This window comes from Pseudomonas sp. GW456-L13 (genome assembly GCF_017350115.1).
GTDB lineage: Bacteria > Pseudomonadota > Gammaproteobacteria > Pseudomonadales > Pseudomonadaceae > Aquipseudomonas > Aquipseudomonas jessenii.
This window is the reverse complement of record NZ_JACNAS010000002.1, coordinates 1,114,006-1,139,985: the sequence shown is the minus strand read 5'-3', so window position 1 is coordinate 1,139,985 and position 25,980 is coordinate 1,114,006. Positions and strand designations below refer to the sequence as shown.

The window sequence follows — 25,980 nt, the reverse complement described above, 5'->3', positions numbered from 1 at the left end:
CGACGCTCGATTGCTCGCGATGGACTGTAGAACACCGCGGGGCATCAGGTTCCCCGCGTTATCGTTCACGACCATCGCGAGCAAGCTCGCTCCTACAAGAAGGAAGGGACGTGCTGCTTATTCTGCGTTGCACAGCGCCAGGCAGTTATCGAGCATGCGGTTGGAGAAGCCCCACTCGTTGTCATACCACGCCAGTACCTTGAGCAGCTTGCCGCTGGATTTGGTGTGGTTGGCGTCGAAGATCGACGACAGCGGGTTGTGGTTGAAGTCGCTGGAGACCAGCGGCAGGGTGTTGTATCCAAGGATCTTCGAGTGCTGGCTGGCTTCTTTCATCAGCGCATTGACCTCAGCGGCCGAAGCTTCGCGCTTGAGCTGCACCGTCAGGTCCACCAGCGATACATTGATGACCGGTACGCGCACCGACATGCCGGTCAATTTGCCTGCCAGTTCCGGCAGCACCAGGCCCACCGCTTCAGCAGCACCGGTCTTGCTCGGGATCATGTTCTGGGTGGCCGAACGGGCGCGGTACGGATCGACGTGATAGACGTCGGTCAGATGCTGGTCGTTGGTATAGGCGTGAATGGTGGTCATCAGACCGCTTTCGATGCCCAGCTCGCGGTGCAGCACCTGGGCCACCGGGGCCAGGCAGTTGGTGGTGCACGACGCGTTGGAAATGATCTGGTGCGATTGGCGCAGAATGTCGTGGTTCACCCCGTAGACGACGGTGGCGTCGGCGCCTTTGGCCGGGGCAGAGATAATCACTTTGCGCGCGCCCGCCGTAATATGCGCAGCGGCCTTGGCCCGGTCGGTGAACAGACCGGTGCATTCGAACACCACATCAATCTTTTCCGCGGCCCAAGGCAAGTCGGCCGGGTTGCGGATGGCACTGACCGAAATACGGTCGCCGTTGACCGTCAGGCTCTCCTGGTCGTGCTGGACATCGGCATCGAATGTGCCGTGAACGGTGTCGTACTTGAGCAGATGAGCGTTGATCGCGCTGTCGCCCAGGTCGTTGATGGCGACAATCTGCAGATCCTGACGGTAGCCCTGGGTATAGAGTGCGCGCAGGACATTACGGCCGATGCGGCCAAAACCATTGATTGCGATTCGAAGAGTCATAGTGCGGCGCTACCGTCGTTTTGTTGTTGGAATTACAAGATTATTCGTAAAAAAATAGAAAACAAGCCTTTTTGATGGCAATATTTTGTTCGATCTACAACGAGTGACCTGAATCAACTGGTCCGAATGGTCAAACAAACCGTCTGTCATCCCATCGACACCGGCCTTTGATCAGCATAGACAATCAGGTCGCCACATCCGTTAGCCTGGAGTTCTACACATGCATCCCCGCGTCCTTGAGGTCACTGAACGGCTTATCGCCCGCAGCCGCGCCACGCGTGAGGCCTACCTTGCATTGATCCGCGGTGCGGCCAGCGACGGTCCGATGCGCGGCAAGCTGCAATGCGCCAACTTCGCCCATGGCGTGGCCGGTTGCGGCAGCGACGACAAGCACAGCCTGCGGATGATGAACTCCGCGAACATCGCGATAGTTTCGTCATATAACGACATGCTCTCGGCACACCAGCCGTACGAAGTCTTCCCCGAACTGATCAAGAAAGCCCTGCGCGAAATCGGCTCCGTCGGTCAGTTCGCCGGTGGCACGCCGGCCATGTGCGATGGCGTGACCCAGGGCGAGCCGGGCATGGAACTTAGCCTGCCGAGCCGCGAAGTGATCGCGTTGTCCACCGCCGTGGCGCTGTCCCACAACATGTTCGACGGCGCGCTGCTGCTCGGCATCTGCGACAAGATCGTGCCGGGCCTGATGATGGGCGCGCTGCGCTTCGGCCATCTGCCGATGATCTTCGTGCCGGGCGGGCCGATGGTGTCGGGCATTTCCAACAAGCAGAAAGCCGATGTGCGCCAGAAGTACGCCGAAGGCAAGGCGACTCGCGAAGAGCTGCTGGAATCGGAAATGAAGTCCTACCACAGCCCTGGCACCTGCACCTTCTACGGCACCGCCAACACCAACCAGTTGCTGATGGAGGTCATGGGGCTGCATCTGCCGGGCGCGTCCTTCGTCAACCCGAACACGCCGTTGCGCGATGCCTTGACCCGCGAAGCCGCGCACCAGGTCACGCGCCTGACCAAGCAGAACGGCGACTTCATGCCGATCGGCGAAATCGTCGACGAGCGTTCGCTGGTCAACTCGATTGTCGCGTTGCATGCCACGGGCGGCTCGACCAACCACACCCTGCACATGCCAGCCATCGCCATGGCGGCGGGCATTCAATTGACCTGGCAGGACATGGCCGACCTCTCCGAAGTCGTGCCGACCCTGAGCCACGTCTACCCGAACGGCAAAGCCGACATCAACCACTTCCAGGCTGCGGGCGGCATGTCGTTCCTGATTCGTGAACTGCTGGAAGCCGGGCTGCTCCACGAAAACGTCAACACCGTGATGGGCCACGGCCTGAGCCGCTACACCCAGGAGCCGTTCCTCGACAATGGCCAACTGGTCTGGCGTGAAGGCGTGACCGACAGCCTCGACGAAAGCATCCTGCGTCCGGTCGCCCGCGCGTTCTCGGCCGAAGGTGGCCTGCGGGTGATGGAAGGCAACCTCGGTCGTGGCGTGATGAAAGTCTCCGCCGTGGCCGTGGAAAACCAGATCGTCGAAGCGCCGGCCATGGTGTTCCAGGATCAACAGGACCTGGCCGATGCGTTCAAGGCCGGTTTGCTGGAGAAGGATTTTGTCGCGGTGATGCGCTTCCAGGGCCCGCGCTCCAACGGCATGCCAGAGCTGCACAAGATGACGCCGTTCCTCGGCGTGTTGCAGGATCGCGGCTTCAAAGTCGCGCTGGTGACCGACGGGCGCATGTCCGGTGCGTCGGGGAAAATCCCGGCGGCCATTCATGTCAGCCCCGAAGCTTATGTCGGCGGCGCTTTGGCGCGGGTACAAGAGGGCGATATCATCCGCGTCGATGGCGTCAAAGGCACCCTGGAGCTTAAGGTGGACGCCGAAGAATTCGCAGCGCGCACGCCGGCCAAGGGCCTGTTGGGCAACAACATCGGCACCGGTCGCGAGCTGTTCGGTTTCATGCGCATGGCCTTCAGCTCGGCGGAGCAGGGCGCCAGCGCCTTTACTTCTGCCCTGGAGACGCTTAATTGAAACTGGCTTTGGTCGGTGACATCGGTGGGACCAACGCACGTTTCGCGTTGTGGAAAAACCAGCAGCTGGAATCGGTCCAGGTGCTGGCAACGGCAGATTTTCCCAGCCCGGAAGAAGCTATCAGCCTGTACCTCAATGGTCTGGGGCTGGCGCCGGGTTCGATCGGTTCGGTGTGCCTGTCGGTGGCGGGCCCGGTGAGTGGCGACGAATTCAAGTTCACCAATAATCACTGGCGCCTGAGCCGCAAGGGCTTTTGCCAGACCTTGCAGGTGGATCAGCTGTTGTTGGTCAACGACTTCTCGGCCATGGCCCTGGGCATGACCCGTCTGCAGCCCGGCGAATTTCGCGTGGTCTGCGAAGGCACGCCGGAGCCGTTGCGCCCGGCGGTGGTGATTGGCCCGGGCACAGGCCTGGGCGTCGGCACCTTGCTCGATTTGGGCGCGGGCCGTTTTGCCGCGTTGCCGGGGGAGGGCGGTCACGTCGATCTGCCATTGAGCAGCCCGCGTGAAACACAGCTCTGGCAGCACATCTTCAACGAAATTGGCCATGTCAGTGCGGAAACAGCCTTGAGCGGTGGCGGCTTGCCCCGTGTCTATCGGGCGATCTGTGCGGTGGACGGGCACACGCCTGTGCTCGACACACCGGAAGCCATCACCGCTGCCGGGCTGGCGGGCGACCCGATTGCCGTGGAAGTGCTTGAACAGTTCTGCTGCTGGCTCGGTCGCGTGGCCGGCAATAACGTGCTGACCACCGGTGGACGCGGTGGCGTGTACATCGTGGGCGGGGTGATTCCGCGCTTTGCCGATTTCTTCCTCGAAAGCGGTTTCGCCCGCTGCTTCGCCGACAAGGGTTGCATGAGCGACTACTTCAAGGGGATTCCGGTGTGGCTGGTGACGGCGCCGTATTCCGGGTTGATGGGCGCGGGTGTGGCGTTGGAACAATCAATCCCCGCTTGAAACCCGATTACCTGTAGGAGCGAGCCTGCTCGCGATGGACGTCAACGATAACGCGTGCTTTCTGAATGTACGCGGTGCCTTCAAGTCCATCGCGAGCAGGCTCGCTCCTACAGTGGTTTTGTGGTGTTTGTAAAATCGGTGCTTAAGGCATAATCCGCCCCAATTCAAACAACAAGGACGCCGCCCGTGAGCTCAGTCAACAAGTCGATTTTGTTGGTCGATGACGATCAAGAGATACGCGAGTTGCTGGATACCTACCTGACCCGCGCCGGTTTCCAGGTACGTACCACGCCCGACGGTGCCGGCTTTCGCCAGGCGCTGAACGAGGCGCCGAGTGATCTGGTGATCCTTGATGTGATGTTGCCCGACGAAGACGGCTTCAGCCTGTGCCGCTGGATTCGCCAGCATCCGCGCCAGGCGCAGGTGCCGATCATCATGCTCACCGCCAGTTCCGACGAAGCCGATCGCGTCATCGGCCTGGAACTGGGCGCCGACGATTACCTCGGCAAGCCCTTCAGTCCACGGGAGTTGCAGGCACGGATCAAGGCGTTGCTGCGCCGCGCGCAGTTCGGTCAGGAGCGCAGTGGCGGTGAGGTGCTGGCCTTCGATGACTGGCGGCTGGACATGGTCAGCCATCGGCTGTTTCACATCGACGGCGAAGAGGTGATTCTTTCGGGCGCCGATTTCGCGCTGCTGAAACTGTTCCTCGATCATCCACAGGAAATCCTCGACCGCGACACTATCGGCAACGCCACCCGCGGCCGTGAACTGATGCCCCTGGATCGCATCGTCGACATGGCGGTCAGCCGGTTGCGCCAGCGTCTGCGCGACACGGAAAAACCGCCACGGCTGATCCGCACCGTGCGTGGCAGCGGCTACCAACTGGCGGCCAACGTGGTTGCCAGCAATGGTCACTGAGGCTTTGCGCAAGCTCGCCGCCAAGGTGCCGATGCCGCGTTCGCTGCTCGGGCGGATGTTGCTGTTGACCCTGCTGGCGGTGTTGTTCGCCCAGGCATTGTCGAGTGTGATCTGGGTGTCGCAACTGCGCGCCACGCAGCTCGAGGGCCTGGTCACCAGTGCCCGCAGTCTGGCCCATTCAATGACCGCCAGCGTCAGTTATTTCCGTTCGTTACCGGTGGCGTTTCGGCCCCTGGTGCTCGATCAATTGCGCAGCATGGGCGGTACCCGGTTCGTGGTGACGCTCAACGACAAACCCCTGGGCATGGAAGTGCTGCCCATCACCCCGCGCAAAGAGGCGGTGCTCAAGGCGGTGGACGAAGTGCTGCGCCAGTCCCTCGGCCAAGACACGGACATCTCGGTGACCTTCGTCAGCCCGGAAGACCTGCGCATCTTCAATGGCGGCCTGAAGCTCGATGAGTTGCCACGCTCCTGGGCGCACTACGCGCTGACCCTGGAACCGGTGAATCCTCCGGTGCTGGTCACGCAGATCCAGATGGCACCGGGGGAATGGCTGTACATCGCCTCGCTGTTGCCCGAGCCCTACACCAGTCTTGAAGAGCAGGGCCTGCCGGCGCAGCAGGTGTGGTTCATCGTCCTGACCAGCAGCTTTTTGCTGTTGTTCATCGGCCTGCTGGTGCACTGGCAGAGTCGTCCGCTCAAGCGCCTGGCGCGGGCGGCGCGGGACCTGTCGTTGGGTGCCGACGTGGAACCGGTGGCCGAGGGCGGTGGCAGCGAAGTGGTCGAGGTCGGGCGCGCCTTCAACACCATGCGCGAGCGCATCAGCCGTTACCTGACCGAACGCAGCCAGTTGTTCAGCGCCATTTCCCACGACCTGCGCACGCCGATCACCCGCTTGCGCCTGCGGGTTGAATTGCTCGAAGACGAAACACTGCAAGCCAAGTTCGGGCGCGATCTGGACGAGCTGGAGTTGCTGGTCAAGGGCGCGCTGCAATGCGTGAAAGACACCGACATCCACGAGAACATCGAGCCGGTGGACCTCAACCATGTGCTCGACTGTCTGGTGGAACCCTATCTCGCGCCGAACGGCAACGGCCGCGTGACCCAGCAGGGGCGGGCGCTGGCGGCGTACCCGGGCAAACCGCTGGCGCTCAAGCGCTGCATCGGCAACCTGATCGACAATGCGCTGAAGTACGGGCAGAACGCGCACCTGCACATCGATGACGACGAAAGCGCGTTCATCCTGCATGTCGATGACGAAGGGCCGGGCGTGCCGGAGCAGCGCCTGGAGCAGGTGTTCGAACCGCACTTCCGCCTGGCCGGGCAGCAGCAGGGTTACGGCTTGGGGCTGGGGATTGCCCGCAACATTGCCCATAGCCATGGTGGTGAGGTCAGCTTGCAGAATTTGCGTGAAGGCGGGTTGCGGGTAACGTTGCAGTTGCCCCGCTCAGTGGATTGACACCACCCTGTGGCGAGGGGGCTTGCCCCCGTTGGACCGCGAAGCGGTCCCAAAACCATCACCCACAGACTGCCTGTAAAAATCAGGTCGCTGATTTTACGACTGCTGCGCAGCCGGAAGGGGGCAAGCCCCCTCGCCACAAGTATTTCACTCAATGCCTGTGTCCATTGTCACAAGTTGGTGACATAACCCACCCCCTTCGTTACAAGCCGACCTTCGTCCGTTGTTTATGCTGCCCCACAGTCATAACAACAAAAAAGGTACGCCATGGACACCTTCCAACCGGCCTTCAGCAGTTGGCTGAACGCACCTGCCCATCAGCAATGGCTCGCCACCGAAGGCTTGCGCCTGCTGACCTTCGCCAAGGCTTCGAAACTGCCTGAAGGCTTCGGCAACCTCGATGAAAAAGGCCGCCTCCCGTCTGATGCGCAAGCCCAGACCATGAACACCGCGCGCATGACCCACAGCTTCGCTATGGCCCACATTCAGGGTTTACCGGGCTTTGCCGAACTGGTGGATCACGGCGTTGCCGCACTGCGCGGGCCGTTGCGCGACACGCTGTATGGCGGCTGGTTTGCGACCGCCGAACATCGTGACGGCAATACGGGCAAGAACGCCTATCTGCATGCCTTCGTCGCGCTGGCCGCCAGTTCTGCGGTGGTCGCGCAGCGCCCCGGTGCCCAAGCCTTGCTCGATGATGCCATCGATATCATCGACACTTATTTCTGGAGCGAAGAAGAAGGCGCGATGCGCGAGTCTTTCAATCGCGACTGGAGCGAAGAGGAGGCGTACCGGGGCGCCAACAGCAACATGCACGCCACCGAGGCCTTCCTCGCCCTGGCCGATGTCACCGATGACAACCGTTGGCTCAGCCGTGCCCATCGGATTGTCGAGCGCGTAATTCATGGCCACGCCGCCGCCAACGATTACCTGGTGATCGAGCATTTCGACCGCGCCTGGCAGCCACTGCGGGACTACAACCGCGACAACCCGGCAGACGGCTTCCGCCCCTACGGCACCACCCCGGGCCATGGTTTCGAGTGGGCGCGGCTGTTGCTGCATCTCGAAGCTTCGCGGGTGAAGGCCGGGATGCTCACGCCGGGCTGGCTGGTCACCGATGCGCAAAAACTGTTCGAGCACAATTGCTTCCATGGCTGGGACGTCGATGGCGCGCCGGGCATTGTCTACACCCTGGACTGGGACAACAAAGCGGTGGTCCGCCATCGCCTGCACTGGACCCATTGTGAAGCCAGTGCCGCCGCCAGTGCCTTGCTCAAGCGCACTGGCGATGAACAATACGAACACTGGTACCGACTGTTCTGGGAGTTCTGTGACAGTCATTTCATCGACCGCGAAGACGGCAGCTGGCATCACGAACTCGACCCGCAAAACCGCCCGAGTGCCGATATCTGGCCCGGCAAGCCTGATCTTTACCACGCCTGGCAAGCCGTGCTGATTCCGCGCCTGGCGCTGGCGCCGAGCATGGCCACGGCGCTGGCGCAGCCGTCCCAGAGCGGTTCTATGTAACCATGCGGTGACATTCGCGCATCCCTTCGTTACCTGCGAGGGGATATCCCCTGTTTAGAATCTTATGCAGCGCAAGCAACAGACTTGCATGCATAACAACAAGAAAGGTGCTCCTAGATGAATGCGATTTCTCGCCTCGCTACTGTCATTTCTCTCGCTTCCCTGTCTGCGCTCCCCCTCAGTGTCCTGGCCGCCGAATCCAAAGGTTCCGTTGAAGTCGTTCACTGGTGGACTTCCGGTGGTGAAAAAGCAGCGGTCGATGTCCTGAAGGCTCAAGTCGAAAAAGACGGCTTTACCTGGAAGGACGGCGCAGTCGCCGGTGGTGGCGGTTCCACGGCCATGACCGTACTCAAAAGTCGCGCCGTAGCCGGCAACCCTCCGGGCGTTGCCCAGATCAAAGGCCCGGACATCCAGGAGTGGGGCAGCACTGGCCTGCTCAGCACCGACGCGTTGAAAGACGTTTCCAAGGCGGAAAACTGGGATGGCCTGCTGTCGAAGAAAGTCTCCGACACTGTGAAGTACGAAGGTGACTACGTCGCCGTGCCGGTGAACATCCACCGCGTCAACTGGCTGTGGATCAACCCCGAAGTGTTCAAGAAAGCCGGGATCGAAAAAGCCCCGACGACCCTCGAAGAATTCTATGCCGCCGGCGACAAGCTCAAGGCCGCCGGCTTCATCGCGCTCGCCCACGGTGGTCAGCCTTGGCAGGACAGCACCGTGTTCGAAGACGTGGTGCTCTCGGTCATGGGCGCCGACGGTTACAAGAAAGCCCTGGTCGACCTGGACCAGAAAACCCTGTCCGGCCCGGAGATGACCAAGTCGTTCGCCGAGCTGAAAAAAATCACCGGCTACATGGACCCGAACCGTGCCGGTCGTGACTGGAACATCGCCGCCGCCGACGTCATCAGTGGCAAGGCCGGCATGCAGATGATGGGCGACTGGGCGAAAAGCGAGTGGACCGCCGCGAAGAAAATCGCCGGCAAGGACTACCAGTGCGTAGCGTTCCCGGGCACCGAAAAAGCCTTCACCTACAACATCGACTCGATGGCGGTGTTCAAGCTCAAGGCCGATCGCAAGGGAGACATCGCTGCCCAGCAAGACCTGGCCAAGGTCGCGTTGGGTACCGACTTCCAGAAAGTCTTCAGCATGAACAAGGGTTCGATCCCGGTGCGTAACGACATGCTGAACGAAATGGACAAGCTCGGCTTCGACGAGTGTGCCCAGAAGTCGGCCAAGGACTTCATCGCGGACGACAAGACCGGCGGCCTGCAACCGAGCATGGCGCACAACATGGCCACCTCCCTGGCCGTGCAGGGCGCGATCTTCGACGTGGTCACCAACTTCATGAACGACAAGGACGCTGACCCGGCCAAGGCCAGCGCCCAACTGGCCTCGGCTGTCAAAGCTGCCCAGTAACTCGTAATCGCCGCAGGTGATCCTGCGGCAAACCCCAGAGAGAGCTCCATCCCATTGTGGGAGCGAGCTTGCTCGCGATGGACTACCAGGCACCGCGCCAATCCAGACAGGCCCCGGTGTTCTTGATTCCATCGCGAGCAGGCTCGCTCCTACAGGGGGGAACTCTGTCCGGATTTCACTTCTCCACCTGGATTATCCCGATGAGCTCTGTGGCGGTTTTCAGCAAAGCCTCACCGTTCGATGCGCTGCAACGCTGGTTACCCAAGTTGGTACTCGCGCCGAGCATGCTGATCGTGTTGGTTGGCTTCTACGGTTACATCATCTGGACATTCATACTGTCCTTCACCAACTCCAGCTTCATGCCGAGCTACAAGTGGGTCGGCCTGCAGCAATACATGCGCCTGATGGACAACGACCGCTGGTGGGTCGCGAGCAAGAACCTCGCACTGTTCGGCGGCATGTTCATCAGCATCAGCCTGGTGCTGGGCGTGTTCCTCGCGGTGCTGCTGGATCAGCGCATTCGCAAGGAAGGCTTCATCCGCACCGTCTACCTGTACCCGATGGCGCTGTCGATGATCGTCACCGGTACCGCGTGGAAATGGCTGCTCAACCCAGGCCTGGGCCTGGACAAGATGCTGCGCGACTGGGGCTGGGAAGGCTTCCGTCTCGACTGGCTGGTGGATCAGGATCGCGTGGTCTATTGCCTGGTGATCGCCGCCGTGTGGCAAGCCTCCGGGTTTGTCATGGCGATGTTCCTCGCCGGCCTGCGCGGTGTCGATCAATCGATCATCCGCGCTGCGCAAGTCGATGGCGCGAGCTTGCCGACCATCTACCTGAAGATCGTCCTGCCGAGCCTGCGCCCGGTGTTCTTCAGTGCCTTCATGATCCTGGCGCACATCGCGATCAAGAGCTTCGACCTGGTCGCGGCGATGACCGCGGGCGGTCCGGGCTACTCCTCCGACCTGCCGGCGATGTTCATGTATTCCTTCACCTTCAGCCGTGGCCAGATGGGCATCGGTTCGGCCAGCGCCATGCTGATGCTCGGCGCCGTGCTGACCATCCTCGTGCCGTACCTGTACTCCGAGCTGCGAGGCAAACGCCATGACTAATCAACTCGGAAAATCGGGTATCAGTTTCAGCCGCATCGCGATCTACGCAACTCTGTTGCTGGCGGCAGCGGTGTACTTGATCCCGTTGGTGGTAATGCTGCTGACCAGCTTCAAATCCCCGGAAGACATCCGTACCGGCAACCTGCTGAGCTGGCCGACCGTGATCGACGGCATCGGCTGGATCAAGGCCTGGGACGTGGTCGGCGGCTACTTCTGGAACTCGGTGAAGATCACCGTGCCGGCGGTGCTGATCTCCACGTTCATCGGGGCCATGAACGGCTACGTGCTGTCGATGTGGCGCTTCCGTGGTTCGCAACTGTTCTTCGGCCTGTTGCTGTTCGGCTGCTTCCTGCCGTTCCAGACCGTGCTGCTGCCAGCCTCGTTCACCCTCGGCAAGTTCGGCCTGGCCAACACCACCACCGGCCTGGTGCTGGTGCACGTGGTCTACGGCCTGGCGTTCACCACGCTGTTCTTCCGCAACTACTACGTGAGCATTCCGGATGCGCTGGTCAAGGCCGCACGGCTCGATGGCGCGGGCTTCTTCACGATCTTCCTGAAGATCCTGCTGCCGATGTCGATCCCGATCGTGATGGTCTGCCTGATCTGGCAGTTCACCCAGATCTGGAACGACTTCCTGTTCGGCGTGGTGTTCGCCAGTGGCGACGCCCAGCCAATTACCGTGGCCCTGAACAACCTGGTCAACACCAGCACCGGGGCCAAGGAATACAACGTTGATATGGCCGCCGCGATGATCGCCGGGCTGCCGACACTGCTGGTCTACATATTCGCTGGCAAGTATTTCCTGCGCGGGCTGACGTCCGGCGCGGTCAAGGGGTAGAACATGGCAACTCTCGAATTACGCAACGTCAACAAGACCTACGGCCCCGGTTTGCCGGACACCCTGAAGAACATCGAACTGAAAATCGATGACGGTGAGTTCCTGATCCTGGTCGGCCCGTCGGGCTGCGGCAAGTCGACCTTGATGAACTGCATCGCGGGCCTTGAAACCATCAGCGGTGGCGCGATCCTGGTGGACGACGCCGACATCAGCGGCATGAGCCCCAAGGATCGCGACATCGCCATGGTGTTCCAGTCCTACGCGCTGTACCCGACCATGAGCGTGCGCGACAACATCGCCTTCGGCCTGAAAATCCGCAAAATGCCGACTGCCGAAATCGACGAAGAAGTCGCTCGGGTTTCCAAGCTGTTGCAGATCGAACACTTGCTCAGCCGCAAGCCCGGCCAGCTCTCCGGCGGCCAGCAACAGCGCGTGGCGATGGGCCGTGCCCTGGCGCGGCGGCCGAAGATTTATCTGTTCGACGAACCGCTGTCCAACCTCGACGCCAAGCTGCGGGTCGAGATGCGCACCGAAATGAAACTGATGCACCAGCGCCTGAAAACCACCACGGTCTACGTGACCCACGACCAGATCGAAGCCATGACCCTGGGCGACAAAGTGGCGGTGATGAAGGACGGGATCATCCAGCAGTTCGGTACGCCGAAGGACATCTACAACAACCCGGCCAACCTGTTCGTGGCGAGCTTCATCGGTTCGCCGCCGATGAACTTCATCCCGCTGCGCTTGCAACGCAAGGACGGTCGTCTGCTGGCGCTGCTCGACAGCGGCCAGGCCCGTTGCGAATTGCCGCTGGGCATGCAGGACGCCGGTCTTGAAGACCGCGAAGTGATCCTCGGCATCCGCCCTGAGCAGATCATTCTGGCCAACGGCGAAGCAAACGGGTTGCCGACCATTCGCGCCGAAGTCCAGGTCACCGAACCGACCGGGCCCGACACCCTGGTCTTCGTCAATCTCAACGACACCAAGGTCTGCTGCCGCCTGGCGCCGGACGTGGCGCCGGCGGTGGGCGAGACCCTGACCCTGCAATTCGATCCGGCGAAAGTGCTGTTGTTCGATGCCAAGACCGGGGAGCGTTTGGGGGTTGCCGGCGTGCCGAAAGCCGAGGCGCATGCTGACAACGTGGCCCAATTCAAAGGTCGCTGAAGAACAAGACTGTAGGAGCGAGCCTGCTCGCGATGGACGTCAATGATGACACTGGAAACCTGACACCCCGCGGTGTTCTCAAGTTTCTCGCGAGCAAGCTCGCTCCTACAGGGGGGGATTGGCAATGCGCGGCCTGTCGCGCGTTGCACCGGATGTAACCGCGTTAAAAAAAGAAAAGTTAATAACAATAAAACGAGGAAGTAGGGATGAAGATGAAGAACAAGGCCCGGTTGATCTGCCAGGTTTCAGCAGCGGCAGCACTGGTTCTGGCCGGCAATGCGATGGCCGATGAAGCGTTCAGCTCCGACTCCAGGTGGATGACGGGCGATTGGGGTGGCGAGCGTACCAAGCTGATCGAGCAAGGCATCGACATCAAGATGGATTACGTCGGTGAAGTCGGCGCTAACCTGCATGGCGGCTTCAACGATGACAAGACCGCGCGCTACGCCGACCAGTTTGGCCTGGGCGCGGCGCTGGACCTGGAGAAGCTGTTCGGCTGGGATAACACCCAGGCCAAGATCCAGCTCACCAACCGTAACGGTGAGAACATCTCCAACGACCGTATCGGCGATCCGCGTGCCGGCACCTTGAGTTCCTCCCAGGAAGTCTATGGTCGCGGCCACATGGTCCGTCTGACCCAGTTGTGGATTCAGCACCAGTTCTTCGACAACAAGCTGGACGTCAAGGCCGGTTACTTCGGTGAAGGTGAAGACTTCAACACCTTCCCGTGCGAGTTCCAGAACCTGGCGTTCTGCGGATCCCAGGTGGGTAACTGGGCCACCAACATCTGGTACAACTGGCCGGTCAGCCAGGCGGCGATCCGTGTGAAGTACAACATCAATGACGAGCTCTACGCCCAGATTGGCGCGTACAACCAGAACACGTCGCAACTGGAGCACGGTAACGGCTTCAAGCTCAGCGGCAGTGGCACCAATGGCACCGTCCTGCCGGTCGAGCTGGTCTGGTCGCCGAAGGTCAACAACCTGCCGGGCGAATACCGTGTCGGTTACTACAAAAGTACCTCTGATGCCGACGACGTTCTCAAGGACGACAACGGCCAGAACGCAGCGACCACCGGCAACCCTTATCGCGTCCACGATAGCAAGCACGGCTACTGGTTCGTCGCGCAACAGCAACTGACCAGCCACAATGGCGATGCTTCCCGTGGTCTGAACATCGCGGCCAACGCAACGTTCCACGACAAAGACACCAACTTCATCGACAACTACCAGTCGCTGATGTTTGTGTACAAGGGCCCGTTCGACGCGCGTCCGAAGGATGACGTGGGCATCGGTTTCGCCCGTATTCACGTCAACGATGACGTGAAGAAAAACGCTGAGCTGACCAACGCGGCCAACGGTGTTTCGGAATACGACAATCCGCTGTTCTCGCCCATTCGTGAAACCGAATACAACTACGAGATCAACTACGGCTTCCACGTGACCAACTGGCTGACCGTACGTCCCAACCTGCAATACGTCACTCACCCGGGTGGTGTGGATGAAGTCGACAACGCGCTGGTGGCCGGCCTGAAAATTCAGTCGGTGTTCTAACGCGTCTGCGATAAGCTTCTCTCCATGTGCGCATATTTGCGGACAGCCATGGCTGTCCGCTTTTTTTTGTGTGGCGAGGGGGCTCGCCCCCGTTGGACTGCGCAGCAGTCCCTTTTTGGGGCCGCTTCGCGACCCAACGGGGGCAAGCCCCCTCGCCACAAAAAGCGCTCTACAGGATTGTGAGAATGTTGAGTACACCCATGTTTTTCAGGACCGTGGCACATGCTTGAGCATCCGCTACAACGCTTCTTCAAATCCTTGCGCGAACGTCCGGTGTTCGCGTGGGAGCGCTATCAGACGCGCGATGTGCTGGTGATCGATCATCCGCTGTGTCAGGCGGTGTTCAGTCGTCAGGGCGCGCAGTTGTTGCACTTCCAGCCCAAGGGCCAGAAACCCTGGCTGTGGTGCGCGGCAAAGTGGCCGCAGGTCGGCGCCATTCGCGGCGGTGTGCCGGTGTGTTGGCCGTGGTATGGCCGGCATCCGAGCGAAAACGCCTGGCCGTCCCATGGCTGGGCGCGGTTGCTCGACTGGAAGCTGCTCGACAGCAACAGTGACGACGATGGCGTGCGATTGCACTGGCAACTGAAGTTGTGCGACTGGCAGGTGGACCTGCACGCGCACCTGGGTGAGCGCATGGAACTGCGTCTGAGCACCGAGCATCAGGACGACATGCCGTGCCAGTTGAGCCAGGCTTTGCACGCTTACTGGCGTATTGGCGATGTCAGTGAGATAGCGCTGTCTGGGCTCGAAGGCGCGCAGGGTTACGATCAGTTGAGCCGACAGGTTTGTCAGCAGGAAGGCGAGTTACGCGTTGATGGCGGGTGTCAGCGGGTGTTCCAGCACGACGGCGAATTGCAGTTGAACGACCATGCCTGGCAGCGGGCGTTGTGCATTGATACCGGGGATACGGCAGACACAGTGGTGTGGCATCCCGGTTCACGCCCGTTGCTCGGCGTGACCTGGAACGAGATATCCGAATTCGTTTGTGTAGAGGCAGCAAGCGGCGGCACCGACAGCCTGTGCCTTGCACCTGGGGAGCGGGCGCATTTGAGTTTGCAGGCGCGGGTGGGGGCTTAGCTCTGGATTTGCGGTGCTGCGTCTGCCGCCATCGCGAGCAAGCTCGCTCCCACACTGGATCTTCGGTGAACACAGTTTTTGTGTTCAACACCAATCCCCTGTGGGAGCGAGCTTGCTCCGGGCGGCGTTCCGACGATGAGGTCAGAACGATCAGCGCAAATGTTGGATCAGTTGAACTCATCTCCAACCGGATACCGGCTGGCATTCAAGCTTTCCTTGATCTTGCGCAAATGCGGCTGGAAGTCCACGCCACGGCGCAAGGTCATGCCGGTGGCGAGTACGTCCAGCACGGTCAGTTGGATGATCCGCGACGTCATCGGCATGTAGATGTCGGTGTCTTCCGGCAGCGGAATGTTCAGGCTCAGGGTGCTGGCCTTGGCCAGTGGCGAGTTCTCGGCGGTCAGGCCAAGCACCGAGGCGCCGTTTTCCCGGGCGATGCGCGCCACCTCCACCAGTTCGCGGGTGCGACCGGTGTAGGAAATGATCACGAACAGCTCGCCGGTATGGGCCACCGAGGCAATCATGCGCTGCATCAGCACATCCGCATGGGCCGTGACGGCGAGGTTGAAGCGGAAGAACTTGTGCTGCGCATCCAGTGCCACCGGGGCCGAGGCGCCGAGGCCGAAGAAGTGGATCTGCCGGGCCTGGATCAGAAGGTCGACGGCGCGACTGATCAGGTTCGGGTCCAGTGCCTGGCAGGCGCTGTCCAGCGAGGCGATGGCGCTGCCGAAGATCTTCTGGGTGTAGGCCTCCGGATTGTCATCGGCCTCCACCGCACGGCTGACATAGGCGGCGCCACTGGCCAGACTCTGGGCCAGTTGCAGTTTGAGCTCGGGGTAGCCGCTGACGCCGAACGAACGGCAGAAACGGTTGACCGTCGGCTCGCTGACCGAGGCGGCCTGGGCGAGGGCGGCGATGCTGAAGCGGGTGGCCTGCTGCGGGTTGAGCAGGATCACCTCGGCGACTTTGCGTTCGGCCTTGTTCAGCTCTTCAAGGCGATTCTGGATTTGCTCCAGTAAATTTCGCACGCGGTCCATATAAGTATCCTTTACACCTGCGCCAACAAGCGCGCGGCTAATGCAAAAAGGGCCTTTGGTGAGGCCCGTAACGGTGGCCTATCCTACTGATGGCTCCGACCGACCACCACTCGGAATCTGTATTTTGCGAAAATGTTGTGGTTATTACTACATTTTCCCTTGAGTGATGCCTTGAAAAAAGGTATTTGTAGCTTAACTTGATAAAAGAACAAACATCATGCTCTCGATTACGGTTGAACCGTGCACCTTTGCCTTGTTCGGCGCCCTTGGCGACCTGGCCTTGCGCAAGCTGTTTCCTGCCCTCTATCAACTCGACGGCGCCGGCCTGCTGCACGAGGACACGCGTATTATCGCGCTGGCCCGTGAGCCGGGCAGCGAGCAGGAGCACCTGGCGTTCATCACCTCCGAGCTGCGCCGCTATGTCGGTGCCAAAGAGCTGGACGAAGCCGTGGTCGAGCGTTTTCTGGCGCGCCTGAACTACCTGCACGTCGACTTCCTCAACCCCGATGATTATGTGGCCCTGGCCGAATCCGCCGGCAGTTCGCAGCGTGTCATCGCCTACTTTGCGACCCCTGCCGCCGTGTATGGCGCGATTTGCGAGAACCTGGCCAAGGTCGGCCTGGCGCAAAACACCCGTGTGGTGCTGGAAAAACCCATCGGTTCGGATCTGGAATCCTCGCGCAAGGTCAACGACGCCGTGGCGCAGTTCTTCCCGGAGAACCGCACCTACCGCATCGACCACTATCTGGGTAAAGAGACCGTCCAGAACCTGATCGCCCTGCGTTTCGCCAACAGCCTGTTCGAAACCCAGTGGAACCAGAATTACATTTCCCACGTGGAAATCACCGTGGCCGAGAAGGTCGGTATCGAAGGCCGCTGGGGTTACTTCGACAAGGCCGGCCAGCTGCGGGACATGATCCAGAACCACCTGCTGCAACTGCTCTGCCTGATCGCCATGGACCCGCCGGCCGACCTGTCCGCCGACAGCATCCGCGACGAGAAGGTCAAAGTGCTCAAGGCCCTGGCGCCGATCAGCCCGGAAGGCCTGACCACTCAAGTGGTGCGCGGCCAGTACATCGCCGGCTACAGCGAAGGCAAGGCAGTACCGGGGTACCTGGAAGAACCCAATTCCAACACCCAGAGCGACACCGAAACCTTCGTCGCCCTGCGTGCCGACATCCGCAACTGGCGCTGGGCCGGCGTGCCGTTCTACCTGCGTACCGGCAAGCGCATGCCGCAGAAGCTGTCGCAGATCGTCATCCACTTCAAGGAACCGTCGCACTACATCTTCGCTCCCGAGCAGCGCCTGCAAATCAGCAACAAGCTGATTATCCGCCTGCAACCGGATGAAGGCATTTCCTTGCGTGTCATGACCAAAGATCAAGGCCTGGACAAGGGCATGCAGCTGCGCAGCGGTCCGTTGCAGCTGAATTTTTCCGACACCTGGAGCAGCGCACGGATTCCCGATGCCTACGAGCGGTTGTTGCTGGAAGTGATGCGCGGCAATCAGAACCTGTTTGTCCGTAAAGATGAAATCGAAGCCGCGTGGAAGTGGTGTGACCAGTTGATCGCCGGGTGGAAAAAATCCGGTGATGCGCCCAAGCCGTACGCGGCCGGGTCCTGGGGGCCGATGAGCTCCATTGCACTGATCACGCGGGACGGGAGGTCGTGGTATGGCGATATCTGATTTGAAACTGCCGCAGGGCGTCAGCGCCCATGCATACAAGAGCCCGGTGCTGCTGGCTGAAAGCCTGGCACTGAACGTGGCGAAACAACTGAGCGACGCGATCGACGCCCAGGGCACTGCGACCCTGGTGGTGTCCGGTGGCCGCAGCCCGGTGGCGTTTTTCCAGCACCTGGCCAAGCAGACGCTGGACTGGTCGAACGTGGTGGTTAGCCTGGCCGACGAGCGCTGGGTGCCGGTCGAACACGCCGACAGCAACGCCGGCCTGATCAAGCGTTACCTGCTGCAAGGCCAAGCGGCCAAGGCGCAGTTCCTGAGCCTGTACAGCGCCAGTGCCAACCTGGAACAGGCGGCCGAGCAGGCCGACCGCTTGCTGTCGGAGTTGCCGGTGATAGACGTGCTGATCCTCGGCATGGGCGATGACGGCCACACCGCATCGCTGTTTCCCAACAGCCCGAACCTTGCCGAGGCATTACAGGTCGATGGCGTTCGTCGCTGCTGGCCGATGTTGGCGCCGACCGTGCCGCATCAGCGCCTGACCATGAGCCGCGCGCTGCTGGCTTCGGCCAAACATAAAATTCTGTCGATCTCCGGTCAGTCCAAGCTGACCACCCTGAGTTTCGCGCTGGCCGGTGACGATGTCGCCGAAATGCCGGTGCGCGCGTTTCTGCAACCCACGTTAGAGATTTACTGGTGCCCATGAGCCAAGGAACAGCCGCTATGACAAACCCATCCCCGACCGTTTCCATGGCGGACAAAGTTGCCCTGATCGACAGTATTTGCGCGAAAGCGCGGATTCTGCCGGTGATCACCATTGCCCGCGAGCAGGACGTTCTGCCGTTGGCCGACGCCCTCGCGGCCGGTGGCCTGACGGCCCTGGAAGTGACCCTGCGTTCGCAATTCGGCCTCAAGGCCATCCAGATTCTGCGTGAGCAGCGTCCGGAGCTGGTGACCGGTGCCGGCACCGTGCTGGATCGCCACATGCTGGCGGCGGCGGAAGCGGCCGGCTCGCAATTCATCGTCACGCCGGGTATCACCCGCGACCTGCTGGAAGCCAGCGTCGCCAGCCCGATTCCACTCTTGCCAGGCATCAGCAATGCCTCGGGCATCATGGAAGGCTACGGCCTGGGTTATCGCCGCTTCAAGCTATTCCCGGCCGAAGTCAGCGGCGGCGTCGCGGCCATCAAGGCTCTGGGCGGCCCGTTCGGCGAAGTGAAATTCTGCCCGACCGGTGGCGTGGGACCTGCCAATATCAAGAGCTACATGGCATTGAAAAACGTCATGTGCGTGGGCGGTAGCTGGATGCTTGATCCGGAGTGGATCAAGAACGGCGACTGGGCCCGCATTCAGGAATGCACCGCCGAGGCTTTGGCGCTGCTGGACTGATCGCTTCACCCTACACCTCGTTGTGTGTTCTACGGCTTTACGGTGCGCTTGGTCGGTGCACCGTTTTTTTTGCCTGAAGAAAGTTGTCGTACCCCTGTGGGAGCGAGCTTGCTCGCGATAGCGGTGTGACAGATTGTATGGATGTTGACTGACACGACGCCAGCTCGAGCAAGCTCACTCCCACTGGGACAAGGACATCATGCGATACATAGTTACCGCATAACGAAAATCGACCGGTGCTAGCCTGCGTTCATCTTATGGAAGAGAGAACGTCATGGACGCTACCACCTCAGCTGCACCCCCGGCACCGGTCTACCTGCTGTCTCCCGAACAGATTGCCGGCCCGTATTTCCGCAACCCCAAACTGATCCGCAGAAACATCAGCGAAGGCGCCGAAGGCGTTCCGTTGGTGCTGCGGCTGACCATTGTCGATGCCATGACCGGCGAGCCGGTCCCCGATGCGCTGGTGGATATCTGGCACTGCAATGCCCGCGGTGCCTATTCGGGCTGGAGCAAGATCAACCCGGACGTCGAGGTCGATACCGGTGACATCGGCGCCGTCCCGCGCACCGATGACGATACCTATCTGCGCGGCGGGCAGTTCACCGACAAGTCGGGCATCGTGCGCTTCACCACGATCTATCCCGGTTTTTACGCCGGTCGCGCATTGCACATTCACGTCGCCGTGCGCATCACGGCCGGCAACAACTATCTGCAAGAACGGCATGTCGCCTGGGTCGGGCAGCTTTATCTGCCTGAGGTGGCCTCTCGTTCGGTGCTCGGTAGCCGACCGTACAGCGGCCGAACCGTACCGGCACTGACCAACGCTCAGGACTATTTTTATTCAACCATGGGCGGTGAAAAATCGACCTTGAGTGTGCACACCCTGGGGCGGGATTCGGCTGAAGACGGTTACTTCGGGCAGATGACCATCGGCATCGACACCTTCGCCGTGTCGACACAGATCAAACCCGAGGACTTTGACAAGTACACCGTCTGAGGTCAGCCCAGTTCGGTCAGCGCCCTGACCAGCACATCCATGTCGGCCGCGGTGGTGGTAAGCCCCGGTGTAATGCGGATGCACGGACCGCATGCCGCGCCACTGCGGGTCACGGTGAACAGGTTGTATTCATTGAGCAGGCGCTCGACCATGGTTTGCTGGTCGGCATGCCGGGTAAAGCGCATCGAGGTAATGCCGCAATACAGGCGTGGGTCATCCGGGGTCAGGACTTCGACGCCCGGCAACTGCCGCGCGGCAGCGACCCAGCGGTTGCGCAGATAATTGAGCCGCGCGCCCTTGGCCGCGGCACCGCCCATCGCCCAATGTTCTTCGAGCACCAGCGGCAGGGTCATCAGCGCCGGGATGTTGGGGGTGCTGTACGAGGTACGGGCGCGAATGTCAGTGGGCGGAAAATGCATCTCGCCCATGTCCGGGTCGATGTCGGCCAGGCGTTCGGGTGCGATGTAGATAAAGCCGAGCGTCAGCGGTGCGCCGATCCACTTGTGCAGATTGAAGCCGGCGAAGGCGATACCGAGCTCGGTCAGGTCGAAATCAAACTGGCCGAGGGCATGGGCGCCGTCGAGGATGACGTCGATGCCCTGTTCCTTCGCAGCGGCTGCAATCGCCTGCACCGGCATCACCAGGCCCGTGCGATGGGTGACGTGGGTCAGGGCCATAAGCTTCAGCCGCGGATAGCGCGCGAAGGCTTCCCGATAGGTATTGAGCAAGCTGTCGAAGGTTGCCGGGTGTGCGTGTTCGATCTCGATCACTTCGACACCGCGATTACGCGCCAGCCAACGCATGGCGCCTTTGACCGTGTCGTATTCCAGATCGCAAACCAGTACCTGGTCGCCGGGCTGCAGCCGGTTGTAGTTGCGGATCAGCGACTGCAAACCTTCCGAGGCGTTACGGGTCAGGGCGATGCTGTCGGCGGGTACGCCAATCAACCTGGCCAGTTGCGCGCGGATCTTCAGGCTGTCGCCCTGTTCGAAACGCTGGCGCACATACACCGAATTGCTGCGGTTGATCAGTTCGATGTTGCGCTGGTATTCCTCGACCACCGTGCGTGACATGCGTGCGAAGTAACCGTTCTCCAGGTTGAGCGGGCCGGGTTCGATATCGTAGCGGTCGGCAAAGGTTCGCCAGAAGGCTTCATCACGGGCGCGGCGGGTGTTGTCGGGCATGGGGTACTCGGTAGGTGATTCAGTGGCGCGGGGCCGGCTTGCCGTGTTTGGCGCGCAGCGGTTCGAGCAAGTCCGACAAACCGTTGTGATCGATCTCCTGCATCAGGGCCAGCAGGCCGCCCAACTCGCCATGGGGGAAACCCTCCCGGGCGAACCAGTTCAGGTAAGGGCCGGGCAGGTCGGCAATGATTCGACCCTTGTATTTGCCGAAGGGCATTTCACGGGTGATCAGCAGTTCGAGCTTTTCAGGGTTCATCGATCAGTCGTCTTGATTCAGTCAGTCTGGAAAATACAGGCATTCTGCATGCAGGCCAAATGACAGATCATGCAAATAAAACGGATACAGATTTTTTGATAATGGATAACTATTTGAAAAGTAAAGAATAGTTAGACGATTCCGAGCTGGCACGCAGAGTGCAGCGTTCCTTACACCGTTCATCCGTCGTAAGGAGTTGAAAAATGACCGACATCAAAAAAGAAGCGATTTCTGTACTCAACGACCTGATTGAAACCAGCAAGGACGGTCAGGCCGGGTTCAAGACATGCGCTGAAGACATCAAGCACCCTGAACTCAAAACCCTGTTCATCAATCGTGCGAGCGATTGTGGTACGGCCGCTGCGGAGTTGCAGTCTGCCGTGCGTTCACTGGGTGGCGATCCGGAAACTTCCACCAGTGTCAGCGGCGACTTGCACCGTCGCTGGGTCGACGTGAAGTCGATGTTCACCGGCAAGGGCGAGGAGGCCGTGCTCAATGAAGCCGAGCGCGGTGAAGACCATGCGTTGAAGGCTTACCGCGACGCCATGGAGAAAATCAACAAGCACAACCTGGTGGGCATTCGCGACCTGGTTGAGCGCCAGTACCACGGCGTGCAGCGTAACCACGATCAGGTCAAGGCCCTGCGTAACCAGGCGCGTGCACGTTCGTAACGACTGGTTGAAACAACTGTGGGAGCGAGCTTGCTCGCGATAGCGCCAAATCAGTCAACATCAATGTTGAATGTCAGGCCCTCATCGCGAGCAAGCTCGCTCCCACAGTTTTTGCCCCGTCAATCAGCCAATGCTGATCGCCGGCAGCTCCGTCAACGTCACACTCTGTTGCTTGCGTGGCGCGAGGATTTCCGCCTCGCCATCCACCACCAGTTCATCGCGCTGGTTGAACACGCGAGTGGCGATGCGCACGCGAAACTTCGGCAGTTTTTCCAGGATTTCCAGGCGCACGGTCAGGGTGTCGCCGATCTTCACCGGTTTCTGAAAGCTCATTTGCTGGCCGATGTAGATGGTCCCCGGGCCAGGCAACTCGCAGGCGACCGCCGCGCTGATCAACGCGCCGCTGAACATGCCGTGGGCGATGCGCTCCTTGAACATGGTGCTGGCGGCGTATTCGGCATCCAGGTGTACCGGGTTGTGGTCGCCGGACATCGCAGCGAACAGCTGGATGTCGCGCTCTTCGACCGTCTTGCTGAAACTGGCGGTCTGCCCGACTTCGAGGGCTTCGTAAGGGGTGTTGGTAACCTGGGTCATCTGTCTCAATTCCTGTGACGAATTAAAAAATTCACAAAAAAATCTATTCGGACCGGTGCGGCCGAGGAGCGCTCAAGGCCTGTGCGATCCAGTTCAGCACATCGGCGATGATTTCATCGCGGTTGCTCTCGTTGAACAGTTCGTGCCGCGCCTGTGGGTAAACGGTCAGTTGCAGGTGCTGGCTGCCGGCCGCCCGCAGCGCGTCGGCCAGATCCTTGAGACGTTTGCCTTCGCTCACCGGATCACATTCGCCGCCAATCACCAGCAGCGGCAGGCCCGGGTCGATCTGGGCGAGATTGGACGCTTTGCTGATTTGCTGCAAGCCGCCGAGCAAGTCGATCCACAGTTGATTGGTGCAACGGAAACCGCAGAGCGGGTCGTTGACGTACAGATCGACTTGCGCCGGATCGCGGCTGAGCCAGTCGAACGGTGTGCGTGCCGGTTTGAATTTGTTGTTGAACGAGCCGAACGACAGCCATTCGATCAATGCGCTGCGTCCTGTGCGGCCCTGGCGCAGGCGTTCGAGACGGGCGATTTGCCGTGCCGCGCGATAAAGCGCCACAGGCTGGAAGTTCGAGCCGCTGAGGATTGCCCCGTGCAGGCTGGCACTGTGGTGCAGCAGATAGGCCTGGGCGATGTAACTGCCCATGCTGTGACCGAGCAGCACGATCGGGACGCCAGGGTGCTGCTGGCCGATGTGCTGGTTGAGGCTGGCCAGGTCGCTCACGACCTTGCACCAGCCATCGTCATCGGCGAAATGCCCGAGTGTCCCGTTTTCGGCAGTTTTGCCATGTCCACGCAGGTCCGGCGCGCACACGCCATAGCCCTGGTCACAGAGCTTTTGCGCAAGGGGGCCATAGCGACCGCTGTGTTCGGCCATGCCGTGGGCCAGCAGAATCATTGCCTTGAGGCTGCCCTCGGGTAGCCACTGGTTGACGAAGAGGCGGCTGTGGTCGCTCGTGGTCAGCCAGAAAGTGTCATGGATCATGGCGGTTCCTTTGCATGAGGCTGCCTGGTCGCAAACAGCTCGTTGCAGTTTATAGCGCATCCTTGGCCGGGCGTCTGATCAGCCTACGCCACGGCAAGAAGATTCATACGGTCAATGACGGCCGTGGGCATATTTGCCTGCTACGTCATAACTGCTAGTGTCCGTGAAGCTCCGCTTTTTGCATTTTTTTTGAGAAATGACAGAAAAGTGGCCCCGGATAGATTCAGGTCAAAGAGGACAAGAACAATGCAGCCTGATTTCTGGAATGACAAACGCCCGGCCGGTGTACCCCTGGATATCGATCTGGGAGCCTACAAGTCGGTGATCGAGGTGTTCGAGCGTTCCTGCAAGAAGTTTGCTGACCGCCCGGCGTTCAGCAACATGGGCGTGACCCTGACCTACGCCGAGCTGGAGCGCCAGAGCGCGGCCTTCGCCGGTTATCTGCAAGCCCACACCGACCTGGTGGCGGGGGACCGCATCGCGGTGCAGATGCCCAACGTCCTGCATTACCCGATCGCCGTGTTCGGTGCCTTGCGCGCCGGGTTGATCGTGGTCAACACCAATCCGCTGTATACCGCGCGGGAAATGCGCCATCAGTTCAAGGACTCCGGTGCCCGGGCGCTGGTGTACCTGAACATGTTCGGCCAGAAAGTCCAGGAAGTACTCCCCGACACCGATATCCAGTACCTGATCGAAGCGAAGATGGGCGACCTGATGCCCGCCGCCAAGGGGTGGCTGGTCAACACGGTGGTGAGCAAGGTCAAGAAGATGGTCCCGGACTATTCCTTGCCCCAGGCCGTTTCTTTCAAGAGCGCATTGCGCATGGGCCGTGGCCTGGGTATCAAGCCACTGAAGGTCGGCCTCGACGACATCGCCGTGCTGCAATACACCGGCGGCACCACGGGCCTGGCCAAGGGCGCGATGCTGACCCATGGCAACCTGGTGGCGAACATGCAACAGGCACGGGCCTGCCTGGGACAGTTCGGCAGCGACGGGCAACCGTTGTTGCGCGAAGGGCAGGAGGTGATGATCGCGCCGCTGCCGCTGTACCACATCTATGCCTTCACAGCGAACTGCATGTGCATGATGGTGACGGGCAACCACAACGTGCTGATCACCAATCCGAGGGACATCGCCGGCTTCATCAAGGAACTGAAGAACTGGCGGTTCTCGGCGTTGCTGGGGCTGAACACATTGTTCGTTGCGCTGATGGATCATCCGGACTTCAAGACCCTGGACTTTTCCAGCCTCAAGCTCACCAACTCCGGCGGCACTGCGCTGGTCAAGGCCACCGCCGAGCGTTGGGAACAACTGACCGGTTGCCGCATCACCGAAGGTTACGGCCTGACCGAAACTTCGCCGGTGGCCTGCACCAACCCCTATGGCGACCAGTCGCGGATCGGCACGGTCGGCCTGCCGGTGCCGGGTACCACGCTGAAAGTCATCAATGATGACGGTGTCGAACAACCTTTGGGCGAACGCGGCGAGTTGTGCATCAAGGGCCCGCAAATCATGAAGGGCTACTGGCAGAAACCTGATGCCACGGCCGAGGTGCTGGATGCCGAGGGCTGGTTCAAGTCCGGTGACATTGCGGTGATCGACCCGGATGGCTTCGTGCGCATCGTTGACCGCAAGAAGGACATGATCATTGTCTCGGGCTTCAACGTGTACCCGAACGAAATCGAAGACGTCGTGATGGCTCACCCGAATGTCGCCAACTGTGCGGTCATCGGTGTGCCCGACGAGCGGTCGGGGGAGGCGGTGAAGCTGTTCGTGGTGGCCCGTGAAGCGGGCGTCAGCCTTGAAGAGCTGAAGGCTTACTGCAAGGAGAACTTCACGGCGTACAAGGTACCCAAGCACATCGTGCTGCGGGAGTCCCTGCCGATGACGCCGGTGGGCAAGATCCTGCGGCGGGAGTTGCGTGATATCGCCTGATCGGTGAATGGCCGATCCCTGTAGGAGCGAGCGCGCTCGCGATGGACGTCAACGATAACGCG

Annotated in this window: 23 protein-coding genes; 17 read left to right on the top strand and 6 right to left on the bottom strand. The window is 60.7% G+C overall.

Translation table 11 applies throughout. The features are described 5' to 3' along the window. Positions 1-117: 117 nt before the first annotated feature. Entirely contained in the window at positions 118-1,119 is a 1,002-nt protein-coding gene (gene gap / locus J4D25_RS19255; protein WP_057713544.1) for a type I glyceraldehyde-3-phosphate dehydrogenase, read from the bottom strand. Between the two features lie 220 nt (positions 1,120-1,339). Between gap and edd the strand changes: the two genes are divergently transcribed. The 11 genes from edd to J4D25_RS19200 all read left to right on the top strand — a co-directional run bounded on the left by edd (position 1,340) and on the right by J4D25_RS19200 (position 15,183). Continuing rightward, positions 1,340-3,166, top strand: coding sequence for a phosphogluconate dehydratase (gene edd, locus J4D25_RS19250; protein WP_057713545.1), 1,827 nt, complete (start codon positions 1,340-1,342; stop codon positions 3,164-3,166). Further along, positions 3,163-4,122 (top strand): glucokinase, encoded by a 960-nt coding sequence (locus J4D25_RS19245; RefSeq protein WP_057713546.1) that lies wholly within the window; start codon positions 3,163-3,165, stop codon positions 4,120-4,122. The genes edd and J4D25_RS19245 overlap by 4 nt, the downstream gene beginning before the upstream one ends. 186 nt (positions 4,123-4,308) lie before the next feature. Beyond that, positions 4,309-5,040, top strand: coding sequence for a response regulator (locus J4D25_RS19240; RefSeq protein WP_008050538.1), 732 nt, complete (start codon positions 4,309-4,311; stop codon positions 5,038-5,040). Positions 5,041-5,071: 31 nt separating this feature from the next. Continuing rightward, positions 5,072-6,499 carry an ATP-binding protein gene (locus J4D25_RS19235; protein ID WP_198530255.1) on the top strand — a complete coding sequence of 476 codons (1,428 nt, stop codon included), beginning with the start codon at positions 5,072-5,074 and terminating at the stop codon, positions 6,497-6,499. 267 nt (positions 6,500-6,766) lie between these two features. After that, the gene (locus J4D25_RS19230; RefSeq protein ID WP_057713548.1) at positions 6,767-8,026 is read left to right on the top strand and encodes an AGE family epimerase/isomerase; all 1,260 of its coding nucleotides are present in this window, start codon (positions 6,767-6,769) and stop codon (positions 8,024-8,026) included. 117 nt (positions 8,027-8,143) lie between these two features. After that, the gene (locus J4D25_RS19225; RefSeq protein WP_057713549.1) at positions 8,144-9,442 is read left to right on the top strand and encodes an ABC transporter substrate-binding protein; all 1,299 of its coding nucleotides are present in this window, start codon (positions 8,144-8,146) and stop codon (positions 9,440-9,442) included. 200 nt (positions 9,443-9,642) lie between these two features. Continuing rightward, positions 9,643-10,551: a carbohydrate ABC transporter permease gene (locus J4D25_RS19220; protein ID WP_057713550.1), complete on the top strand. Its 909-nt coding sequence runs from the start codon at positions 9,643-9,645 to the stop codon at positions 10,549-10,551. Further along, entirely contained in the window at positions 10,544-11,389 is an 846-nt protein-coding gene (locus tag J4D25_RS19215) for a carbohydrate ABC transporter permease (RefSeq protein ID WP_007974434.1), read from the top strand. Before J4D25_RS19220 ends, J4D25_RS19215 begins: the two co-directional genes overlap by 8 nt. Positions 11,390-11,392: 3 nt before the next feature. Continuing rightward, on the top strand, positions 11,393-12,553 hold the full coding sequence (locus tag J4D25_RS19210) for an ABC transporter ATP-binding protein (protein WP_057713551.1): 1,161 nt from the start codon (positions 11,393-11,395) through the stop codon (positions 12,551-12,553). A 206-nt stretch (positions 12,554-12,759) separates the two neighbouring features. Beyond that, positions 12,760-14,106, top strand: a complete 1,347-nt coding sequence (locus J4D25_RS19205) for a carbohydrate porin (protein ID WP_057713552.1) — start codon at positions 12,760-12,762, stop codon at positions 14,104-14,106. Between the two features lie 222 nt (positions 14,107-14,328). Beyond that, on the top strand, positions 14,329-15,183 hold the full coding sequence (locus J4D25_RS19200; RefSeq protein ID WP_057713553.1) for a D-hexose-6-phosphate mutarotase: 855 nt from the start codon (positions 14,329-14,331) through the stop codon (positions 15,181-15,183). Positions 15,184-15,350: 167 nt separating this feature from the next. Here the strand turns inward: J4D25_RS19200 and J4D25_RS19195 are convergent, their stop codons facing one another. Beyond that, positions 15,351-16,211 (bottom strand): MurR/RpiR family transcriptional regulator, encoded by an 861-nt coding sequence (locus tag J4D25_RS19195; protein WP_170948639.1) that lies wholly within the window; start codon positions 16,209-16,211, stop codon positions 15,351-15,353. 226 nt (positions 16,212-16,437) lie between these two features. Between J4D25_RS19195 and zwf the strand changes: the two genes are divergently transcribed. The 4 genes from zwf to J4D25_RS19175 all read left to right on the top strand — a co-directional run bounded on the left by zwf (position 16,438) and on the right by J4D25_RS19175 (position 20,290). Then, a complete protein-coding gene (gene zwf, locus J4D25_RS19190) occupies positions 16,438-17,907 on the top strand; it encodes a glucose-6-phosphate dehydrogenase (RefSeq protein ID WP_057713554.1) in 1,470 nt (489 codons plus the stop codon). Beyond that, entirely contained in the window at positions 17,894-18,607 is a 714-nt protein-coding gene (gene pgl / locus J4D25_RS19185; RefSeq protein ID WP_057713555.1) for a 6-phosphogluconolactonase, read from the top strand. Before zwf ends, pgl begins: the two co-directional genes overlap by 14 nt. Before the next feature lie 17 nt (positions 18,608-18,624). Continuing rightward, positions 18,625-19,290: a bifunctional 4-hydroxy-2-oxoglutarate aldolase/2-dehydro-3-deoxy-phosphogluconate aldolase gene (locus J4D25_RS19180; protein WP_008050561.1), complete on the top strand. Its 666-nt coding sequence runs from the start codon at positions 18,625-18,627 to the stop codon at positions 19,288-19,290. A gap of 274 nt (positions 19,291-19,564) precedes the next feature. Beyond that, positions 19,565-20,290, top strand: coding sequence for an intradiol ring-cleavage dioxygenase (locus J4D25_RS19175; protein ID WP_057713556.1), 726 nt, complete (start codon positions 19,565-19,567; stop codon positions 20,288-20,290). A 2-nt stretch (positions 20,291-20,292) separates the two neighbouring features. Here the strand turns inward: J4D25_RS19175 and J4D25_RS19170 are convergent, their stop codons facing one another. Both J4D25_RS19170 and J4D25_RS19165 read right to left on the bottom strand, forming a co-directional pair. Next, positions 20,293-21,474: an aminotransferase class V-fold PLP-dependent enzyme gene (locus J4D25_RS19170; protein WP_057713557.1), complete on the bottom strand. Its 1,182-nt coding sequence runs from the start codon at positions 21,472-21,474 to the stop codon at positions 20,293-20,295. Between the two features lie 19 nt (positions 21,475-21,493). Next, a complete protein-coding gene (locus J4D25_RS19165) occupies positions 21,494-21,730 on the bottom strand; it encodes a DUF3820 family protein (protein WP_003227425.1) in 237 nt (78 codons plus the stop codon). Between the two features lie 203 nt (positions 21,731-21,933). Here J4D25_RS19165 and J4D25_RS19160 point away from each other — a divergent pair, with 203 nt between their 5' ends. After that, positions 21,934-22,401: a PA2169 family four-helix-bundle protein gene (locus tag J4D25_RS19160; RefSeq protein ID WP_057713558.1), complete on the top strand. Its 468-nt coding sequence runs from the start codon at positions 21,934-21,936 to the stop codon at positions 22,399-22,401. Between the two features lie 123 nt (positions 22,402-22,524). Here J4D25_RS19160 and J4D25_RS19155 read toward each other — a convergent pair whose 3' ends face one another. Continuing rightward, positions 22,525-22,995, bottom strand: coding sequence for a MaoC family dehydratase (locus J4D25_RS19155; protein WP_007974451.1), 471 nt, complete (start codon positions 22,993-22,995; stop codon positions 22,525-22,527). Between the two features lie 43 nt (positions 22,996-23,038). Further along, positions 23,039-23,983 (bottom strand): alpha/beta hydrolase, encoded by a 945-nt coding sequence (locus J4D25_RS19150; protein WP_057713559.1) that lies wholly within the window; start codon positions 23,981-23,983, stop codon positions 23,039-23,041. 246 nt (positions 23,984-24,229) lie between these two features. On the opposite strand from J4D25_RS19150, the gene fadD2 reads away from it, so the two are divergent. Next, on the top strand, positions 24,230-25,918 hold the full coding sequence (fadD2, locus tag J4D25_RS19145; protein WP_057713560.1) for a long-chain-fatty-acid--CoA ligase FadD2: 1,689 nt from the start codon (positions 24,230-24,232) through the stop codon (positions 25,916-25,918). Positions 25,919-25,980: the final 62 nt, after the last annotated feature.

Coding starts and splice junctions, on each gene's coding strand:
- gap (WP_057713544.1), bottom strand. CDS start 1,119: ATGACTCTTCGAATCGCAATCAATGGTTTTGGCCGCATCGGCCGTAAT.
- edd (WP_057713545.1), top strand. CDS start 1,340: ATGCATCCCCGCGTCCTTGAGGTCACTGAACGGCTTATCGCCCGCAGC.
- J4D25_RS19235 (WP_198530255.1), top strand. CDS start 5,072: ATGCCGCGTTCGCTGCTCGGGCGGATGTTGCTGTTGACCCTGCTGGCG.
- J4D25_RS19230 (WP_057713548.1), top strand. CDS start 6,767: ATGGACACCTTCCAACCGGCCTTCAGCAGTTGGCTGAACGCACCTGCC.
- J4D25_RS19225 (WP_057713549.1), top strand. CDS start 8,144: ATGAATGCGATTTCTCGCCTCGCTACTGTCATTTCTCTCGCTTCCCTG.
- J4D25_RS19220 (WP_057713550.1), top strand. CDS start 9,643: ATGAGCTCTGTGGCGGTTTTCAGCAAAGCCTCACCGTTCGATGCGCTG.
- J4D25_RS19215 (WP_007974434.1), top strand. CDS start 10,544: ATGACTAATCAACTCGGAAAATCGGGTATCAGTTTCAGCCGCATCGCG.
- J4D25_RS19210 (WP_057713551.1), top strand. CDS start 11,393: ATGGCAACTCTCGAATTACGCAACGTCAACAAGACCTACGGCCCCGGT.
- J4D25_RS19205 (WP_057713552.1), top strand. CDS start 12,760: ATGAAGATGAAGAACAAGGCCCGGTTGATCTGCCAGGTTTCAGCAGCG.
- J4D25_RS19200 (WP_057713553.1), top strand. CDS start 14,329: ATGCTTGAGCATCCGCTACAACGCTTCTTCAAATCCTTGCGCGAACGT.
- zwf (WP_057713554.1), top strand. CDS start 16,438: ATGCTCTCGATTACGGTTGAACCGTGCACCTTTGCCTTGTTCGGCGCC.
- pgl (WP_057713555.1), top strand. CDS start 17,894: ATGGCGATATCTGATTTGAAACTGCCGCAGGGCGTCAGCGCCCATGCA.
- J4D25_RS19180 (WP_008050561.1), top strand. CDS start 18,625: ATGACAAACCCATCCCCGACCGTTTCCATGGCGGACAAAGTTGCCCTG.
- J4D25_RS19175 (WP_057713556.1), top strand. CDS start 19,565: ATGGACGCTACCACCTCAGCTGCACCCCCGGCACCGGTCTACCTGCTG.
- J4D25_RS19170 (WP_057713557.1), bottom strand. CDS start 21,474: ATGCCCGACAACACCCGCCGCGCCCGTGATGAAGCCTTCTGGCGAACC.
- J4D25_RS19165 (WP_003227425.1), bottom strand. CDS start 21,730: ATGAACCCTGAAAAGCTCGAACTGCTGATCACCCGTGAAATGCCCTTC.
- J4D25_RS19160 (WP_057713558.1), top strand. CDS start 21,934: ATGACCGACATCAAAAAAGAAGCGATTTCTGTACTCAACGACCTGATT.
- J4D25_RS19155 (WP_007974451.1), bottom strand. CDS start 22,995: ATGACCCAGGTTACCAACACCCCTTACGAAGCCCTCGAAGTCGGGCAG.
- J4D25_RS19150 (WP_057713559.1), bottom strand. CDS start 23,983: ATGATCCATGACACTTTCTGGCTGACCACGAGCGACCACAGCCGCCTC.
- fadD2 (WP_057713560.1), top strand. CDS start 24,230: ATGCAGCCTGATTTCTGGAATGACAAACGCCCGGCCGGTGTACCCCTG.